Source organism: Pseudomonas sp. WS 5503 (assembly GCF_012985385.1).
GTDB lineage: Bacteria > Pseudomonadota > Gammaproteobacteria > Pseudomonadales > Pseudomonadaceae > Aquipseudomonas > Aquipseudomonas paracarnis.
This window is the reverse complement of sequence record NZ_JAAQWI010000002.1, coordinates 733,142-750,485: the sequence shown is the minus strand read 5'-3', so window position 1 is coordinate 750,485 and position 17,344 is coordinate 733,142. Positions and strand designations below refer to the sequence as shown.

The 17,344-nt window shown below is 58.8% G+C and carries 16 protein-coding genes; 14 read left to right on the top strand and 2 right to left on the bottom strand.

Translation table 11 applies throughout. From position 1 onward, the window contains the following. Window positions 1-252 (top strand): hypothetical protein (locus HBO10_RS31110; RefSeq protein ID WP_222937090.1); only part of this gene is annotated, 252 nt, incomplete at its 5' end. Window positions 253-360: 108 nt separating this feature from the next. On the opposite strand, the gene HBO10_RS09210 is transcribed toward HBO10_RS31110, so the two are convergent. Both HBO10_RS09210 and HBO10_RS09205 read right to left on the bottom strand, forming a co-directional pair. Next, window positions 361-1,581: a CaiB/BaiF CoA-transferase family protein gene (locus HBO10_RS09210; protein WP_034129253.1), complete on the bottom strand. Its 1,221-nt coding sequence runs from the start codon at window positions 1,579-1,581 to the stop codon at window positions 361-363. Between the two features lie 13 nt (window positions 1,582-1,594). After that, entirely contained in the window at window positions 1,595-2,776 is a 1,182-nt protein-coding gene (locus tag HBO10_RS09205; protein ID WP_003187423.1) for an acyl-CoA dehydrogenase, read from the bottom strand. 156 nt (window positions 2,777-2,932) lie between these two features. On the opposite strand from HBO10_RS09205, the gene HBO10_RS09200 reads away from it, so the two are divergent. From HBO10_RS09200 to HBO10_RS09140, 13 genes are all read left to right on the top strand, one after another. Next, window positions 2,933-3,832 carry a LysR family transcriptional regulator gene (locus HBO10_RS09200; protein ID WP_034129262.1) on the top strand — a complete coding sequence of 300 codons (900 nt, stop codon included), beginning with the start codon at window positions 2,933-2,935 and terminating at the stop codon, window positions 3,830-3,832. A 452-nt stretch (window positions 3,833-4,284) separates the two neighbouring features. Further along, window positions 4,285-5,406 (top strand): Re/Si-specific NAD(P)(+) transhydrogenase subunit alpha, encoded by a 1,122-nt coding sequence (locus HBO10_RS09195; protein WP_034129252.1) that lies wholly within the window; start codon window positions 4,285-4,287, stop codon window positions 5,404-5,406. 15 nt (window positions 5,407-5,421) lie between these two features. Then, a complete protein-coding gene (locus tag HBO10_RS09190) occupies window positions 5,422-5,742 on the top strand; it encodes an NAD(P) transhydrogenase subunit alpha (RefSeq protein ID WP_003187417.1) in 321 nt (106 codons plus the stop codon). Beyond that, the gene (locus tag HBO10_RS09185; protein ID WP_034129251.1) at window positions 5,742-7,178 is read left to right on the top strand and encodes an NAD(P)(+) transhydrogenase (Re/Si-specific) subunit beta; all 1,437 of its coding nucleotides are present in this window, start codon (window positions 5,742-5,744) and stop codon (window positions 7,176-7,178) included. Before HBO10_RS09190 ends, HBO10_RS09185 begins: the two co-directional genes overlap by 1 nt. Window positions 7,179-7,407: 229 nt before the next feature. Beyond that, window positions 7,408-8,901: an acetyl-CoA hydrolase/transferase family protein gene (locus HBO10_RS09180; RefSeq protein WP_003187414.1), complete on the top strand. Its 1,494-nt coding sequence runs from the start codon at window positions 7,408-7,410 to the stop codon at window positions 8,899-8,901. Between the two features lie 318 nt (window positions 8,902-9,219). Then, complete coding sequence (locus tag HBO10_RS09175) at window positions 9,220-9,435, top strand: DUF1127 domain-containing protein (protein ID WP_003187413.1); 216 nt, start codon at window positions 9,220-9,222, stop codon at window positions 9,433-9,435. A 330-nt stretch (window positions 9,436-9,765) separates the two neighbouring features. Next, window positions 9,766-10,086 (top strand): DUF2388 domain-containing protein, encoded by a 321-nt coding sequence (locus HBO10_RS09170; RefSeq protein WP_034129250.1) that lies wholly within the window; start codon window positions 9,766-9,768, stop codon window positions 10,084-10,086. 105 nt (window positions 10,087-10,191) lie between these two features. Beyond that, complete coding sequence (locus tag HBO10_RS09165) at window positions 10,192-10,500, top strand: DUF2388 domain-containing protein (RefSeq protein ID WP_034129249.1); 309 nt, start codon at window positions 10,192-10,194, stop codon at window positions 10,498-10,500. Window positions 10,501-10,539: 39 nt separating this feature from the next. Further along, window positions 10,540-10,860 carry a DUF2388 domain-containing protein gene (locus HBO10_RS09160; protein WP_003187408.1) on the top strand — a complete coding sequence of 107 codons (321 nt, stop codon included), beginning with the start codon at window positions 10,540-10,542 and terminating at the stop codon, window positions 10,858-10,860. Next, window positions 10,857-12,818 (top strand): DUF4105 domain-containing protein, encoded by a 1,962-nt coding sequence (locus tag HBO10_RS09155; RefSeq protein ID WP_034129248.1) that lies wholly within the window; start codon window positions 10,857-10,859, stop codon window positions 12,816-12,818. Before HBO10_RS09160 ends, HBO10_RS09155 begins: the two co-directional genes overlap by 4 nt. A gap of 408 nt (window positions 12,819-13,226) precedes the next feature. Beyond that, on the top strand, window positions 13,227-14,534 hold the full coding sequence (locus HBO10_RS09150; RefSeq protein WP_003187405.1) for a CitMHS family transporter: 1,308 nt from the start codon (window positions 13,227-13,229) through the stop codon (window positions 14,532-14,534). Window positions 14,535-14,601: 67 nt separating this feature from the next. Next, the gene (locus tag HBO10_RS09145) at window positions 14,602-15,369 is read left to right on the top strand and encodes a TerC family protein (protein WP_003187403.1); all 768 of its coding nucleotides are present in this window, start codon (window positions 14,602-14,604) and stop codon (window positions 15,367-15,369) included. 273 nt (window positions 15,370-15,642) lie between these two features. Beyond that, window positions 15,643-17,301, top strand: coding sequence for a Na/Pi cotransporter family protein (locus HBO10_RS09140; protein ID WP_003187402.1), 1,659 nt, complete (start codon window positions 15,643-15,645; stop codon window positions 17,299-17,301). The last annotated feature ends 43 nt before the right edge of the window (window positions 17,302-17,344 follow it).

Below are 17,344 nucleotides of genomic sequence, written 5' to 3'. Positions count from 1 at the left end.
GCCTCATTTGCTGTCAAGTGGTTATTTTCAGAAGTTTTCGAAGATTTCTTCAACAACTTCAACCACTTGCGCTTGCGATCTCTCGTAAGCGGGAGGCGAATTCTACAGCGTTACACGCTGCTGTCAACACCTCTTTTTCAACTTCCTTTTGGCTTCGATGAACTGAAGCAACCCGCTGTCGAAAACCACATAACTCATTGTTTACCAAAGAGTTTTCTGTTTCGACTGCGCCGGAAGTGGGGCGAATTATAGACAGATATAATTCGCCGTCAACTCTTAATTTTGCTTTTCTATCAATAAGTTAGCTTCGGTTAAAAAACAACCAACTCCCCCACTGCGCCTCTATATAGAAGGGAAAACTCAAATAACACCCGCCTCCTTCAACGCAGCCACATGAGCAGCTCCCAGCCCCAGAACTCCCTGCAGCACCTCAAGCGTATGCTCCCCCAATAGAGGAGGCGCACTCCGATACTCCACAGGCGTCTTGGATAAGCGTATCGGGCTCGCAACCTGAGGCACCATCCCCGCCAATGCGTGAGGCAACTCCACCGCCAAGCCACGCGCCTTGACCTGAGGATCGGAAAACACCTGCGCCAGATCATTAATCGGCCCACACGGCACGCCCACTCGCTCCAGCTGCGACACCCACTCAGCGGTCGTCTTGAAGACCGTCGCCTGGCGAATCAAGGGAATCAGCTCCGCGCGATTAGCCACCCGTGCGCGATTGGTGGCGAAACGCACGTCATCCGCCCATTGTGGTTGCCCAGCGACTTCAGCGAATTTACGGAACTGCCCGTCATTGCCTACGGTGAGAATGAAATCTCCATCGGCCGTTGGAAAATCCTGATAAGGCACGATATTAGGGTGAGCATTCCCCAGGCGCTTCGGCGGCGCCCCGGTGGTCAGGTAATTCATCGCCTGATTCGCCAGGCAAGCCACCTGCACATCCAGCAACGCCATGTCGATATGCTGCCCACCACCATCGTGATCGCGATGAGCTAGCGCAGCCAAAATCGCCACGGTCGAATAGAGCCCGGTCAAGATATCGGTCAAGGCTACGCCAACCTTTACCGGCCCGGCGCCTTCATCCCCTTCAGACCGCCCCGTCAGGCTCATGAGCCCACCCAAACCCTGGATCATGAAGTCGTAACCGGCGCGCATCGCATAGGGGCCCGTCTGGCCAAACCCCGTGATGGAGCAGTAAATCAGCTCCGGGTTAACCTCTTTGAGGGACTCGTAGTCCAGCCCATACGCCGCAAGGCCACCCACCTTGAAGTTTTCGATCAGGATGTCCGACTTGGCAGCCAGGTCGCGTACCAGTTTCTGGCCTTCAGGTCGCGTAAAATCGATGGTCACCGACTCTTTATTACGGTTGGCCGACAGGTAGTACGCCGCCTCACTGGTGTTCTCGCCATCCGCATCCTTAAGGAAGGGAGGGCCCCAAGCGCGCGTGTCATCGCCGCTGCCCGGCCTTTCGACTTTGATCACCTCGGCCCCAAGGTCTGCAAGAATCTGCCCGGACCAAGGGCCCGCGAGTACTCTCGACAAATCCAGCACTCGCAGATGCGAAAGCGCGCCCATGCCCATGCTCCCATTAATAGAACGCTTGAAGACCGGTTTGCGCGCGCCCCAGGATCAAGGCATGCACGTCATGGGTCCCTTCATAGGTATTGACCACTTCCAGGTTGACCAGGTGGCGTGCCACCCCGAACTCGTCAGAGATGCCGTTACCGCCCAGCATGTCCCGGGCCATGCGCGCGATGTCCAATGACTTGCCACACGAGTTACGCTTCATGATCGAAGTGATCTCCACCGCCGCCGTACCCTCATCCTTCATCCGCCCCAGGCGCAGGCAACCTTGCAGGGCCAAGGTAATCTCGGTCTGCATGTCTGCCAGCTTCTTCTGGATCAGCTGAGTGGCAGCCAATGGGCGACCAAACTGCTGGCGATCGAGTGTGTACTGGCGCGCGGTATGCCAGCAGAACTCAGCAGCCCCCAGCGCACCCCAGGAGATCCCGTACCGTGCCGAGTTAAGGCAGGTAAACGGCCCTTTCAAACCACGTACATCCGGGAAGATATTTTCTTCCGGCACAAATACGTTATCCATGACGATTTCACCGGTAATGGAAGCCCGCAACCCCACCTTGCCGTGGATAGCCGGAGCGCTCAGACCTTTCCAGCCTTTTTCCAGGACAAAGCCACGGATATCTCCCGCATCGTCTTTACCCCACACCACAAACACATCCGCAATCGGACTGTTGGTGATCCACATCTTCGCGCCGGTCAGGCTGTAGCCGCCATCCACTTTGCGTGCACGGGTAATCATCGCGCCCGGATCGGAACCATGGTTGGGCTCGGTCAGCCCAAAGCAACCGATCCATTCACCAGAGGCCAGTTTGGGCAAATACTTCTGTTTTTGCGCCTCGGTACCAAACTCATTGATCGGCACCATGACCAGGGAAGACTGCACACTCATCATCGAGCGATAGCCGGAGTCGACACGCTCGACCTCACGAGCAATCAAACCGTAGCTGACGTAGTTCAACCCGCTGCCGCCGTATTGCTCGGGGATCATTGCCCCCAGCAAACCGGTTTCGCCCATCTCACGGAAAATAGCGGGGTCTGTCTTTTCATGGCGGAAGGCTTCGAGCACACGAGGAGCCAGCTTGTCCTGCGCAAATTGCTCGGCGCTGTCACGCACCATGCGCTCTTCTTCGGTGAGCTGTTGATCCAGCAGCAGTGGATCGATCCAGTTGAAGCTTGCCTTGCCAGCCATGAATAAGTCCTCGCGAAAAAATCAGAAGTCGTGGATCCAGACTAGGCGCGGTCTGCGCAGAGGGCAAACGAGGTTTTTGCATAGGCTTGTGCTAATTTCTCACTTCGTAACACTCAAAAAGCCCATAAATGCGCTTTATCTGTGAGGGCAATGTACATGCGCCGGAAAATCCCCAGTACCACCGCACTCATCAGCTTTGAGGCAGCAGCCCGCCATGAGAGCTTCACCAAGGCAGCAATGGAGCTTTCCATCACCCAAGGCGCGATTTGCCGACAGATCGCCAGCCTGGAGGAGTTTTTGAGTGTCGAGCTGTTTCGCCGCTCACGCCGCGGCGTGAAGCTGACGGAGGCGGGGCTGTCTTATAGCCGTAGGGTTGCAACACAGCTGGACGCCGTGGAGCGCGACACCTTGTCGGTAATGGGCCAGCAAGGCGCCAATGTGATCGAACTGGCGGTGGTGCCCACCTTCGGCACGCAGTGGCTGATCCCACGCCTGAAGGACTTTCAACATCAGCACCCGGAAGTCACGGTGAACCTGACGAACCGCACACGCCCCTTCCTGTTCGCCGATACCGAGTTCGATGCGGCGATCTACTTCGGAGATGCCGATTGGTCGGGTACGCAATCCCACAGGCTGATGGGCGAAAACCCAGTACCGGTCTGCAGCCCGCGCTTACTCGGCGACCGCACGCACTTCACCCCTCAACAGATCGCCGAGCTGCCACTGCTGCAGCAGACCACACGCCCCTACGCCTGGCGCCAATGGTTCAACGCCCAACAACTGAGCATCCCTCGCGACATGACAGGCCCTCGATACGAGCTATTCTCGATGCTGTCTCAAGCGGCCATACATGACATGGGCATCGCACTGATCCCTCCTTTCCTCATCCAGCAGGAGCTGAAGGAGCAACAATTGGTAATCGCCAGCACTGAAGCACTGACCAGCGAAAAGGCTTATTACCTGATGATTCCTGACAGAAAGGTCGAATCTGCCTCTCTGCATGCATTCAGGGACTGGCTGGTCGACCAGTCAAGACGCTACAACCCAAGTAAATGAAGGACAAAGCGCAATTACTGACTTTGTAGTCAAATAAATTAAGAGCCTACAGATGTACGTATATGTCGCATTTAAACAGACTGTACTTGTCAGCCAAAAATAAGGCTAAAAGCCATGTATTTCATGGCTCGTAGCGACTCTTACCGGTCAATGCACGACTATTCACACTGGCAATGGAAAAACGGACCGAAAACGCCTGAACGCCTTTAAAGACCTGTATTTAAAGAGGTTATTTCAGCCTGTTGCGACAATCAGTCACAGGGTGACTTGTAGTTAATTTTTCGTCACCCGTCATAATCCCTTGATGGCCGTAAAGTTCGCCTGCAAAATGCCGCGCCCCGCTGTCATTTCAGCGGGATCGTGCTGATCGGCCGCCCCAGTTGCACCACTCGCGGTGCACTGGCCTTTTTACAAAAAGATCAAAAGCAAAAAGATCATGCAGGAGATTTGACGTGCACATTGGTGTTCCTCTCGAAACCCAGACCGGTGAAACGCGGGTGGCTGCCACCCCGGAAACCATCAAGAAGCTGATCGGCCAGGGCCATAAGGTCACTGTACAAAGCGGCGCAGGCATCAATGCCAGCATCGTCGACAGTGCCTATGAAACGGCAGGCGCCACCATTGGCAGCGCCAACGACGCATTTGGCGCCGAGCTGATTCTCAAAGTGGTTGCCCCCAGCGACAGCGAACTTGCGCTGATCAAAAGTGGCACCGTATTGGTGGGCATGCTCAATCCGTTCAGCAACGAAACCATCGCCAAGCTCGCCGAGCGCGGCATCACCGCCTTCGCCCTGGAAGCCGCGCCGCGCACTTCACGCGCTCAAAGCCTTGATGTGCTGTCTTCGCAAGCCAACATCGCCGGTTACAAGGCCGTGTTGCTGGCCGCTCACCACTACCCGCGCTTCATGCCGATGCTGATGACTGCTGCCGGCACTGTAAAAGCCGCACGCGTACTGATCCTTGGTGCCGGCGTGGCGGGCCTGCAAGCCATCGCCACGGCCAAGCGCCTGGGCGCGGTGATCGAAGCGTCCGACGTACGCCCGGCGGTTAAGGAGCAGATCGAATCCCTGGGCGCCAAGTTTGTCGACGTTCCCTACGAAACCGATGAAGAGCGTGAATGCGCCGTCGGTGTCGGGGGCTACGCACGCCCGATGCCCACCAGTTGGATGCAGCGCCAGGCCCTGGCCGTGCACGAACGCGCCAAACAGGCCGATATCGTCATCACCACCGCCCTGATCCCGGGCCGCAAGGCTCCGACCCTGCTCAGCGCCGATACCGTAGCGCAGATGAAACCCGGCTCGGTGGTCATCGACCTCGCTGCAGCCCAAGGTGGCAACTGCCCGCTGACCGTGGCCGACCAGGTCGTGGTGGAAAACGGCGTAATCATCTGCGGCCCGACCAACCTGGCGGGCGCTGTCGCCGCCGATGCGTCGGCCTTGTATGCGCGCAACTTGCTGGACTTCCTGAAGCTGGTCTTCACCAAGGAAGGGCAGTTTGAAATCAACCTCGAAGACGACATCGTCGCCGCGTGCCTGATGTGCCGCGACGGCCAAGTCATCCGCAAAAACGCCTAAGCAGGGATTCAGACGATGGAAGAGCTTATCTCCCCCGGTATCTACAACCTGATCATCTTTGTGCTGGCGATTTATGTCGGTTATCACGTGGTCTGGAACGTAACACCCGCATTGCACACGCCGCTGATGGCCGTGACCAACGCCATTTCCGCGATTGTCATCGTCGGCGCCATGCTGGCTGCCGCGCTGACCGTCACCCCGTTGGGCAAGACTATGGGCACACTGGCCGTGGCCCTGGCGGCGGTAAATGTCTTCGGTGGCTTCCTGGTCACCCGCAGAATGCTTGAAATGTTCAAGAAGAAAGCCCCAAAAGTAAAAGAAGAGGCGCCCAAGTAATGAGCATGAACCTCGTGACGACGCTCTACCTGATCGCGTCGATCTGTTTCATCCAGGCCCTCAAAGGCCTCTCGCACCCGACCACTTCGCGGCGCGGCAACCTGTTCGGCATGCTCGGCATGGCGCTGGCGGTACTCACTACCGTCGGCCTCATCTATAAGCTGGGGGCTGAACTGGCGACTGCCGGTATCGGCTACGTCATCGTTGGCCTATTGGTTGGCGGTACCGCCGGCTCGATCATGGCCAAGCGTGTTGAAATGACCAAGATGCCCGAGCTGGTCGCCTTCATGCACAGCATGATCGGCCTGGCAGCGGTGTTCATCGCCATTGCCGCCGTGGTCGAGCCGCAGTCCCTGGGTATCGTCAAGCACTTGGGCGATTCGATACCGGCCGGTAACCGCCTGGAACTGTTCCTCGGTGCCGCTATCGGTGCAATCACCTTCTCCGGCTCGGTGATCGCATTCGGCAAGCTGTCGGGCAAGTACAAGTTCCGCCTGTTCCAGGGCGCACCGGTACAGTTCGGCGGCCAACACAAACTGAACCTGGTGCTCGGTCTCGCAACCCTGGGCCTGGGCCTGGCGTTCATGTTCACCGGCAATCTCAGCGCATTTGCACTGATGCTGGCCCTGGCCTTCGTGCTGGGTGTGCTGATCATCATCCCGATTGGCGGCGCCGACATGCCCGTGGTGGTGTCGATGCTCAATAGCTATTCCGGCTGGGCAGCGGCGGGCATCGGTTTCTCGCTGAACAACTCGATGCTGATCATCGCCGGTTCCCTCGTGGGCTCCAGCGGCGCGATCCTGTCGTACATCATGTGCAAGGCGATGAACCGCTCCTTCTTTAATGTGCTGTTGGGCGGTTTCGGCAATGCGCCGGATGCTGGCGCTGCGACGGGCTCCAAAGAAGCACGCCCGGTGAAGTCCGGCTCCGCTGATGACGCCACCTTCCTGCTGACCAACGCGGACACCGTGATTATCGTCCCAGGCTACGGCCTTGCGGTCGCGCGGGCACAACACGCGCTCAAGGAACTGACTGAGAAGCTGACCCACCACGGCGTCACCGTAAAGTACGCGATCCACCCGGTGGCGGGCCGTATGCCGGGGCACATGAACGTATTGCTGGCCGAGGCCGAAGTGCCTTACGACCAGGTGTTCGAGATGGAAGACATCAACTCCGAGTTCGGCCAGGCCGACGTGGTGCTGGTATTGGGCGCCAACGACGTGGTCAACCCGGCCGCCAAGAACGACCCGAACTCACCCATCGCCGGCATGCCGATCCTCGAGGCGTTCAAGGCCAAGACCATCATCGTCAACAAGCGCTCGATGGCCAGCGGCTATGCGGGCCTGGATAACGAGTTGTTCTACCTGGACAAGACCATGATGGTGTTCGGTGATGCCAAGAAGGTCATCGAAGACATGGTCAAAGCCGTCGAATAACACTGCGCCAGCGCAATACCCGAAACCCTGGCCTCACGTAGGCTGGGGTTTTTTTATGGTTCCCCCGTTCTGCGTGGGAACGGGGTGTTCCGCGTCCCGCTTTGCACACACATGAAACCCGACCAAAGGCTCTAAATCGCGACCTGGCATTCGACCATGGTAGCGGGCCGAAACTTTTTGAAATCACTACACTGCCCACCTTGCTTTCCGTAGCCAGAGATAACAATTCATGTACCGTGATCGTATCCGCTTGCCTTCGTTGTTGAACAAGGTCATGAGCGCGGCAGACGCCGCTGCACTGATCGAGGACGGCATGACCGTCGGCATGAGCGGCTTCACCCGTGCCGGTGAAGCCAAGGCCGTCCCCCACGCCCTGGCCGAACGCGCCAAGACTTCGCCGCTCAAAATCACGCTGATGACCGGCGCCAGCCTGGGCAATGACCTGGACAAGCAGTTGACCGAAGCCGGCGTACTGTCACGACGCATGCCCTTTCAAGTCGACAGCACCCTGCGCAAGGCGATCAATGCCGGCGAGGTGATGTTTATCGACCAGCACCTGTCGGAAACCGTCGAGCAACTGCGCAACAATCAGCTCAAATTGCCCGACATCGCCGTGATCGAAGCCGTCGCGATCACTGAGCAGGGGCATATCGTGCCCACCACTTCCGTAGGCAACTCGGCCAGCTTCGCGATTTTTGCCAAACAGGTGATCGTCGAGATCAACCTGGCGCACAACCCGAACCTGGAAGGGCTGCACGACATCTACATCCCGACTTACCGGCCGACGCGCACGCCAATCCCGCTGGTGAAAGTCGACGACCGTATTGGCAGCACCGCGATTCCGATCCCGCCCGAGAAGATCGTCGCCATCGTCATCACCAACCAGGCGGACTCCGCCTCTACGGTAACGCCGCCTGACAGCGACACCCAAGGCATCGCCAATCACCTGATCAACTTCCTCAAGCAAGAAGTCGATGCCGGGCGCATGACCAACAAACTCGGCCCGCTGCAAGCCGGCATCGGCAATATTGCCAACGCAGTGATGTGCGGATTGATCGAGTCGCCGTTCGAAGACCTGACCATGTACTCGGAAGTGTTGCAGGATTCGACCTTTGACCTGATCGACGCCGGCAAGCTGAGCTTTGCCTCCGGCAGTTCGATTACCTTGTCGGAGCGGCGTAATGCCGATGTGTTCGGCAACCTTGAGCACTACAAAGACAAATTGGTGCTGCGCCCGCAGGAAATTTCCAACCACCCTGAAGTGGTACGCCGCCTGGGCATCATCGGCATCAATACCGCGCTGGAGTTCGATATCTACGGCAACGTCAACTCCACCCATGTCTGCGGCACGCGGATGATGAACGGCATCGGTGGCTCCGGGGATTTCGCCCGCAATGCGCACCTGGCGATCTTCGTTACCAAGTCCATTGCCAAAGGCGGCGCGATTTCCAGCGTGGTACCGATGGTCAGCCATGTGGACCACACCGAACATGACGTGGACATTCTCGTCACCGAAGTAGGCCTTGCCGATCTGCGGGGCCTGGCGCCACGGGAGCGCGCCCGGGTCATCATCGATAACTGCGTGCATCCTGCCTATCGCGATGCGCTCAACACTTACTTCGATGCGGCCTGCGCCATCGGCGGGCATACGCCGCACATCCTGCGCGAAGCACTGAGTTGGCACATCAATCTGGAAGAAACCGGGCACATGCTCAAGGCTTGATGAGTACAGATCCGGGCTGATGCAAAGACAGTTTGATCAGCTCGGTGAACCCACACACACTTATGAAAAAAACTGTACTGCTGTACCGGTCATTTCCTACCGAAATATCCCACACCCATGCTCAAAAATAGTAATTTCGCACCCTTTAAGTGCGCACAGGTACAGTTGCCCCAATTTCGTACCGTACAGCCTCGTTAAACAGTTAACTGGCCTCTCACAATACAGGTGAACTGTATCTAGAGAGTCTTGCCTCGGAAGAGGATCATTGGCATCAGTTAAACCACTACCTAATCCCGCCACAAGCGGAAGGATGTCATCATGGAACGTACACTCAGTTCCGAACTGTTCTTCGAAGAAAAAGCTGTAAACACCCAGGCTTCCCTGCCTTTGCGCGTTCTCGCCAACCTGATGTTGTGGCAGCGCCGCATCTCCAGCCGCCACCAACTGGCTCGCCTGGATTCGCGCCTGCTGGCTGACGCCGGTATCAGCGAAGCTCAACGCTACGAAGAGCTGAGCAAGCCGTTCTGGCGCTAAGTGGCGCCCGCTGGCCCTGACCTCACGGGTCCACTGCCAGCACCCTGATTTGTCAAAGCAAAGCCCGCCCCGGGTAACCGGAGGCGGGCTTTGTTGTATCTGCGACAGCGCATTGGAATGGCTCAATCCAAACCTACAGATACAGTTTAAAATTAGCAAAATATGACAGGTACAGTTTAATTGCAGGCTTCCGAATAGCCCGGCACACGCCTAATATCCACTCACCACGTGGCGAACCCTGTAGAGCGTGCGTCTGATGCTCGACAGTCCCAGTCCGTTTCATTGTGGCCGTTTCGCGCCACCTTATTATTCGTCTACAGGAGTTACCCCATGACCCGTCTTCGCCTGCTGTGCACTGCCGCTGTGCTGACCCTGGCTGCCAATGCCAACGCGAGCAGCCTGATCATGACGACCGACTCGATCGTCGGCGCTCTGAAGGCAACCTCCGATGCCACGTCTGATGCCACTTCATCCCTGCGCGACAACAAGGTCGTACAAGCCGCCCGAGATGACGCCGCCAGCTTTGTCGCCAGCGAAGGCGCCATCCGTGGCGTGAAACTGGAAAGCGCCCTGGCCCAGATCCGTCAACAAGCGCCGCAATTGAATACCGCTACCGATGCACAGCTGGCACAGGCCATCCTGGCTATCTGATCCACGGCAACCAGACGGGGCGCCCGCCGCTCCCGTCTGGCTCGGTGCTGGCTCTCGCCCGGCCGTTGCGCTAGCCTTGGCGCTCGCTTTCAGTTGTCGAGTCCCATGGCTTTTTCATACCGTTTATTGATTGTTCCTGTACTGTTTTGCGCCTGCTGGTCACCCCTGGCTTCAGCGTTGGATGTGTCCACCCAGAGCACTGTTGTCAGCGGGTATGCCACCAGCAAAGTGACCTCTGCGCCGTTCGACAATAAGTTGGTCATGGCCGCTCGGGATGATGCTGCCGCTTTCATTGCCACTGACGGCCAATGGCGGGGCGCACGCCTGGAGTCCGCGCTGGACTATCTGCGCCGCACCCAGCCAAAACTTCATGCAAGCGACCTTGAACTGGCGCAAGCAATTCTCGTCCAATAATCATCATTGTATTTCTATCTTTGTCATTGGAGTCACCCCATGCGTAGCCCGCTGATCGTCGCCGCCCTCGGCCTGCTGTTTTTGGCCGATGTCGCCCAGGCGCAAACCTTGAAGGCCACCAGCAACATCGTCGTGCGCGCCTCGGCGCGCACCATTGATTTCACCTCGGACACCACCACCTCCATCCGCGACTCCAAGATCGTGCGCGAAGCCCACGATGACGCCGCCAGTTTCGTCGCCACCAATGGCGAGATCCGTGGCGCCCAGCTGGAAGCCGCGTTCGATACCCTTCGCACCCGCGTGCCAGAAGCCCGTGATGCCAGCGACCAGACCCTCGCCGAAGCTATCCTCGCTCTGTGAGGCGTCTCAAAACCTGGCTCCTGGCCGGGGCCGTGCTGCTGTGTGCAAGTACAGCCCAGGCCGGCCTGCAACTGCGGCTCAAGACCGAAGGCTTGAGCCCGGCCGAACAGCAGGCCAGCCAGGCATTGCTCGATGAAGCACTGCGTTCCTTGCCGCCGCGCTTTGTCGAGCAGCTGGATCGACGTATCGATGTCGGCTGGACCGACAAGATGCCTGAAAACGCCTACGGCCAGGCATCCCTGGTGTCCGAGCTGGACCTCAACCAGAACCTGCTCGCCAGCCTGACTGACGGCAGCGCCGCCACCCAGAAAACCAATCGCCCCCACGGTACCGTGCGCCGGGAGATGCTCGCCACCGTGCTGCATGAACTGACCCACATCTATGACCGTGCGCGCCTGTGGTCCAAGGACGAGCGCACGCTGATCCAGCGCTGCAGCCGCCAGAACAACATCACCGGCTTGATCGGCTTGCCCGACCAGTGCCGTGGCCAGAACGACCGCCGCTTTACCCTCAGTGACGACCCGCGCCTGCTGGACCTCGCCGGCTGGCCACAATATGTCGGTCGCCGCGGCGAGCGTGAGCAGCACAACCATCAGGTGGTACGCAGCCCGGACATCTACGAAACCACCAGCCCGCTGGAATTCGTAGCAGTCAACATGGAGTACTTCCTCCTGGACCCCAGCTACGCCTGTCGCCGCCCCGCGCTGTTCCGTTATTACAAGGATCACTTCGGCTGGGCACCGCCCGGACAGGACACCTGCGCCAGCACCTATGCCTTCCTGAACGCGGGCAACGATTTCGCCAAGACGCCCCTGGGCCAGATCGATCCGGAACGCGTGTATGAAATCGACTATCTGCTTGCCGAAGCCAACCAGAACCTGGTGAGCCGTTGGGGCCATAGCATGTTGCGCCTGGTGATTTGCGCTCCAGGCCGCCCGCGTGGCCCGGATTGCCGGCTGGATCTGAACCGGCATCTGGTGCTGTCTTACCGTGCCTTCGTCGGTGACGTCCAGCTGTCGAGCTGGGATGGCCTGGTGGGCAAATACCCGTCGCGGCTGTTCGTACTGCCGCTGGCCCAGGTCATTGATGAGTACACCAAAACCGAACTGCGTGGCCTGGCGTCGGTGCCGCTGAAGCTCAGCCGCCAGGAAATCAACGACACCGTCGAACATGCGGCTGAGATGCACTGGAGCTATGACGGCAACTACTTCTTTATCTCCAACAACTGTGCGGTCGAAAGCCTGAAACTGTTGCGCAGCGGCAGCGCCAACCCGCAATTGACCGGCCTGGACAACATCACCCCCAACGGTTTGCTGGAAGTGCTCAGCGCCCGCGGCCTGGCCGATACCAGCGTATTGAATGACAAGCGCGAGGCACTGCGGCTGGGGTATCACTTCGACTCGTTCCGCGAGCGCTACCAGGCCATGTTCGATGTGCTGCGCAAGCAACTGCCGATCAAGCAGACCCAAGTCGAAGACTGGTTGTCCCTGGATGCGCAAGCGCGTCGCCAATGGTTCAGCCAGGCCGACCTGCGTACCAGCGCCGCGCTGTTGCTGCTGGAGCAGGCCAGCTATCGCAAACAACTGATGCTCGCCCAGGATGAGGTCAAACAACGCTATCTCAATGCCCGCGAGCTGAAATACGGCGGCATGGAGAAAGCCAACAACACGCTGCAGCAAATTCTCGCCAACAGCGGCTTCCTGAGTCGCCCGGCCGAGTTGCTGGACAGTGGGGGTTATGGCCTGCCGCAACCTTCGGAAGCCAAGCGCCTGGAATCGGAGAGCGCCGAACGCCAGAAGCAGTTGCAGTCGTTGACCGGCGAGCTGGATAAAGAGGTGAGGGCGCTGCTCGATCCATCCCGCGCCGCCGAGATTGCCGCCTGTGAAGCCAACCTCAAACAAGTAGGTGAACACCTACGAGCGCTGCATAAAGCCGCCGGTGGCCTCGAACTGCCCTGAACACCACTGTGTAAGCCGGCTTGCCCTTGTAGGAGCGAGCTTGCTCGCGAAAAACTAACAGGCGCCGCGTTTCTATAGGAAGCGTGCGTTATCGTTGACGTTTTTCGCGAGCAAGCTCGCTCCTACAAAAGCAAGCCAGCCACATTTTGTTCTGCGTCAACCTGAAGAACGGGTGCCTGCCCTTCATCAGCTGTTTTCTCAGCGAAAGCTGGCTGAAAGCTTCCCCGTCTAGGATCGCCCTCACTGCCGGCAACAGACCGGCTGTTAACAACAACAATGGTGATTCCCGATGTCCGCTCGTACCCGCCTGTTCGCTCCAACTCCACCCGTACGCCTCGTGCCTTTCGTTCTGCGCTGACCGCCACTCGGTCCGCCATTCCCTAGCCGCGCTACGCCTGGAGTATTCCTATGCTGACTTTCCTTGGCTTTGCCATGGTCATCACGTTCATGTTCCTGATCATGACCAAGCGCCTGTCCGCGCTGATCGCCTTGATCATCGTGCCGATCCTGTTCGCGCTGTTCGGCGGTTTCGCACCGAAGATCGGCCCGATGATGCTCGAAGGCATCACCAAGCTTGCGCCGACTGGCGTGATGCTGATGTTCGCCATTCTCTATTTTGCCTTGATGATCGACTCCGGCCTGTTCGACCCGGCCGTGCGCAAGATTCTCAAGATGGTCAAGGGCGACCCGCTCAAGGTGTCGGTCGGCACCGCGGTACTGGCCCTGGTGGTCTCTCTGGACGGTGACGGTGCCACCACCTACATGATCTGCGTCGCGGCCATGCTGCCGCTGTACCAGCGCATCGGCATGAGCCCAAGGATCATGGCGGGCCTGATCATTCTCGCCGGTGGCGTCATGAACATGACCCCCTGGGGCGGCCCGACGGCACGCGCCGCCAGTGCGCTGCATGTAGACCCGTCGGACATCTTCGTACCGATGATCCCGGCCATGGCCGCCGGTGTGGTGGCGATCCTGGTGATTGCCTACATGTACGGCAAGCGCGAACGTGCGCGCCTGGGTGAATTGCACCTGCAGGGCGACGAGATCGACCACAGCGAAATCAGCGTGTCGCAATTCCCCGACGCTCGCCGTCCGAAACTGATCTGGTTCAACGGCGCCCTGACCCTGGCGTTGATGTGCACCCTGATTGCCGGCCTGTTGCCGCTGCCGGTACTGTTCATGGTGGCGTTCAGTATCGCCATGATCGTCAACTACCCATGCCTGCAGCAGCAGAAAGACCGCGTCGCGGCTCACGCCGGTAGCGTATTGGCGGTGGTGGGCTTGATCTTCGCCGCCGGTATCTTCACAGGCATCCTGTCGGGCACCGGCATGGTCGACGCCATGTCCAAGAGCCTGTTGGCGGTCATCCCAGAAGCGATGGGCCCTTACCTGGCGGTGATCACCGCGCTGGTGAGCATGCCGTTCACCTTCTTCATGTCCAACGATGCGTTCTACTACGGCGTACTACCGGTACTGGCCGAAGCTGCCAGCCATTACGGCATCACCGCGGTGGAAATGGCGCGGGCGTCGATCGTCGGGCAACCCGTGCATTTGCTCAGCCCACTGGTACCCTCGACGTACTTGCTGGTTGCCCTGGCGGGTATCGAATTCGGCGATCACCAGCGCTTCACGCTCAAGTGGGCAGTGCTGGTGTGCCTGTGCATAATGTTCGCCGCACTGCTGATGGGGATTTTTCCGCTGTTCAGCACTCTATAATCGTACCGACTCACTCACCGCGCGGCGCTACAGCTTGCGCGGTTAACACTTGCTCAAAGGAATACACATGGAATGGCTGACCAATCCGGAAATCTGGATTGCCTTCTTCACCCTGACGGCTCTCGAGATCGTCCTGGGCATCGATAACATCATCATGATTTCGATCCTGGTCAGCCGCATGCCCAAGCATATGCAGGCGCGCACCCGGATCTTCGGCCTGGCGTTGGCCATGGTCACGCGCATCCTGTTGCTGCTGTCGATCACCTGGGTCATGCAACTGACCGCCGACCTGTTCGTGGTGTTTGGCCAGGGCATCTCCGGTCGTGACCTGATCCTGTTCTTCGGTGGTCTGTTCCTGCTGTGGAAAAGCTCCCAGGAGATGTACCACGCGCTGGAGGGTGAAGATGAAACCCAAGACGAGCCCAAAGGCGCCGGTGGCAAGTTCATCTACACCATTATCCAGATCGCCATCATCGACATCGTGTTCTCCCTGGACTCGGTGATTACCGCCGTCGGCATGGTTTCCCACGTGCCGGTGATGGTTGCCGCCATCGTCGTTGCGGTATTGGTGATGATGCTGGCTGCCGGCACTATCAGCGAGTTCATCGACAAGCACCCGTCGCTGAAAATGCTGGCGCTGTCGTTCCTGCTGGTCGTGGGTACCGTGCTGATCGCTGAATCCTTCGACGTACACGTGCCAAAAGGCTACGTCTACTTCGCCATGGCGTTCTCGCTGGCGGTGGAAGCGGTGAACATCAAGATGCGTACCGCCATCGCGAAAAAGAAGAAACAGCAGGACCCAGTGAAACTGCGCAAGGACATTCCGGGTCAGTAAATTTGACCCGCGAGTGATCGTTCCCACGCTCCGCGTGGGAATGCCCTCTCGGACGCTCCGCGTCCGCAAAGTGACGCAGAGCGCCACAGGATGCGTTCCCACGCCGAGCGTGGGGAACGATCTTCATGACAGTTTTGTTTCAATCCCGAGTTTAGCTATGCGATGCTGGCGCAGAGCCCATTCGCCAACTACAGCTTAGGTACAAGACGTAGAGCGGCACGCGGTAACTTTCCTTCGCTCCTGCTGGAGCGCACCCACACGGGGGGGCCGAGCATGCTGACCTTGCTCAATCTGCTTTCCGCCGTGACCCTGCTTATCTGGGGCACGCATATCGTCCGAACCGGCATCCTGCGGGTCTACGGTTCCAATTTGCGCCAAGTAATCGGGCAGAACATGTCCAAGCGCTGGCTGGCATTTGTCGCCGGTATCCTGGTGACGGCCATGGTGCAAAGCAGTAACGCCACCGCGATGCTGGTGACTTCGTTCGTCGGCCAGGGGCTGATGAGCCTCACGCCGGCCTTGGCCACCATGCTTGGCGCCGACGTCGGTACGGCCTTGATGGCGCGGGTGCTGACGTTCGATTTGTCCTGGCTGTCGCCGCTGCTGATATTCCTCGGGGTGATTTTCTTCCTGTCGCGCAAGCAGACGCGGGCAGGGCAGTTGGGCCGGGTCGGGATCGGCCTGGGCCTGATCATCCTCGCGCTGCAATTGATCGTCGAAGCCGCCGGGCCAATTACCCATGCCCAGGGCGTCAAAGTCATCTTCGCTTCGCTGACCGGCGATATCTTGCTGGACGCCCTGGTCGGCGCGCTGTTCGCCATGATTTCCTACTCCAGCCTTGCTGCGGTGTTGCTCACGGCCACACTGGCCGGTGCCGGCGTGATCGGCTTGCACGTGGCCATCGGCTTGGTGATCGGCGCCAACATCGGCAGCGGTGTACTGGCTTTTCTCAGCACCAGCATGCAAAACACTGCCGGTCGTCAAGTGGCCCTGGGCAGCCTGTTGTACAAATTGATCGGTCTGTTGCTGATCATTCCGGTGCTCGACCCGCTCGTAGGCTGGATGGACGGCCTGGACTACAGCGTCCAGGGCATGGTCATCACCTTCCACCTGCTCTACAACGTCAGCCGCTGCCTGATCCTGTTACCCACCATCGGGCCCATGGCACGCCTGTGCGAATGGCTGCTGCCGGAACGCCCCGAAACCAATGGCAAGGCCAAGCCACGCCATCTGGACCTGGCCTCATTGAATACCCCAAGCCTGGCCCTGGCGAACGCCGCCCGCGAAACCCTGCGCCTGGGTGACTTGATCGACAATATGCTCACTTCGATGCAGGAAGTGCTGCGCGGCAATCAAACCGCCGTTACCCAAGAAATGCGCAGCCTGAGCGATGATGTCGAAGCGCTCTACAGCGCGATCAAACTCTACCTGGCGCAAATGCCCCGTGAAGACCTGAGTGAACAGGACAACCGCCGCTGGGCCGAAATCATCGAGCTATCGATCAACTTGAAATTGGCCGGTGACCTGATCGAACGCATGCTGCGCAAAGTCCAGCAACAGAAGACTTCGCAACGCCGGCAATTTTCCGAAGTGGGCCTGGAGGAACTCAGTGGCCTGCACAGCCAGTTGATCGCCAACCTGCGCCTGGGCCTGTCGGTGTTTCTCAGCGGCGACCCGGAAAGCGCCCGCCAATTACTGCGCGAAAAGCGCCGCTTCCGCGCCCAGGAACGCCGCCTGGCCCACGCCCATGTCAGCCGCCTGCAGCGCAAGATCGTGCAGAGCCTGGAAACCAGTTCCCTGCACTTGGAACTGATTGCCGACATGAAACGCTTGAACTCGTTGTTCTGCAGCAGTGCTTATGTAGTGTTGGAAACGTCCGACACTGGCGCGCTCTCGGCTGAAAGTATTGCCGACATTACCCATTCGCCCTGAACGTACGCCCGCGAGCGAAGTCAGTAAACAGTGGACCTCATTC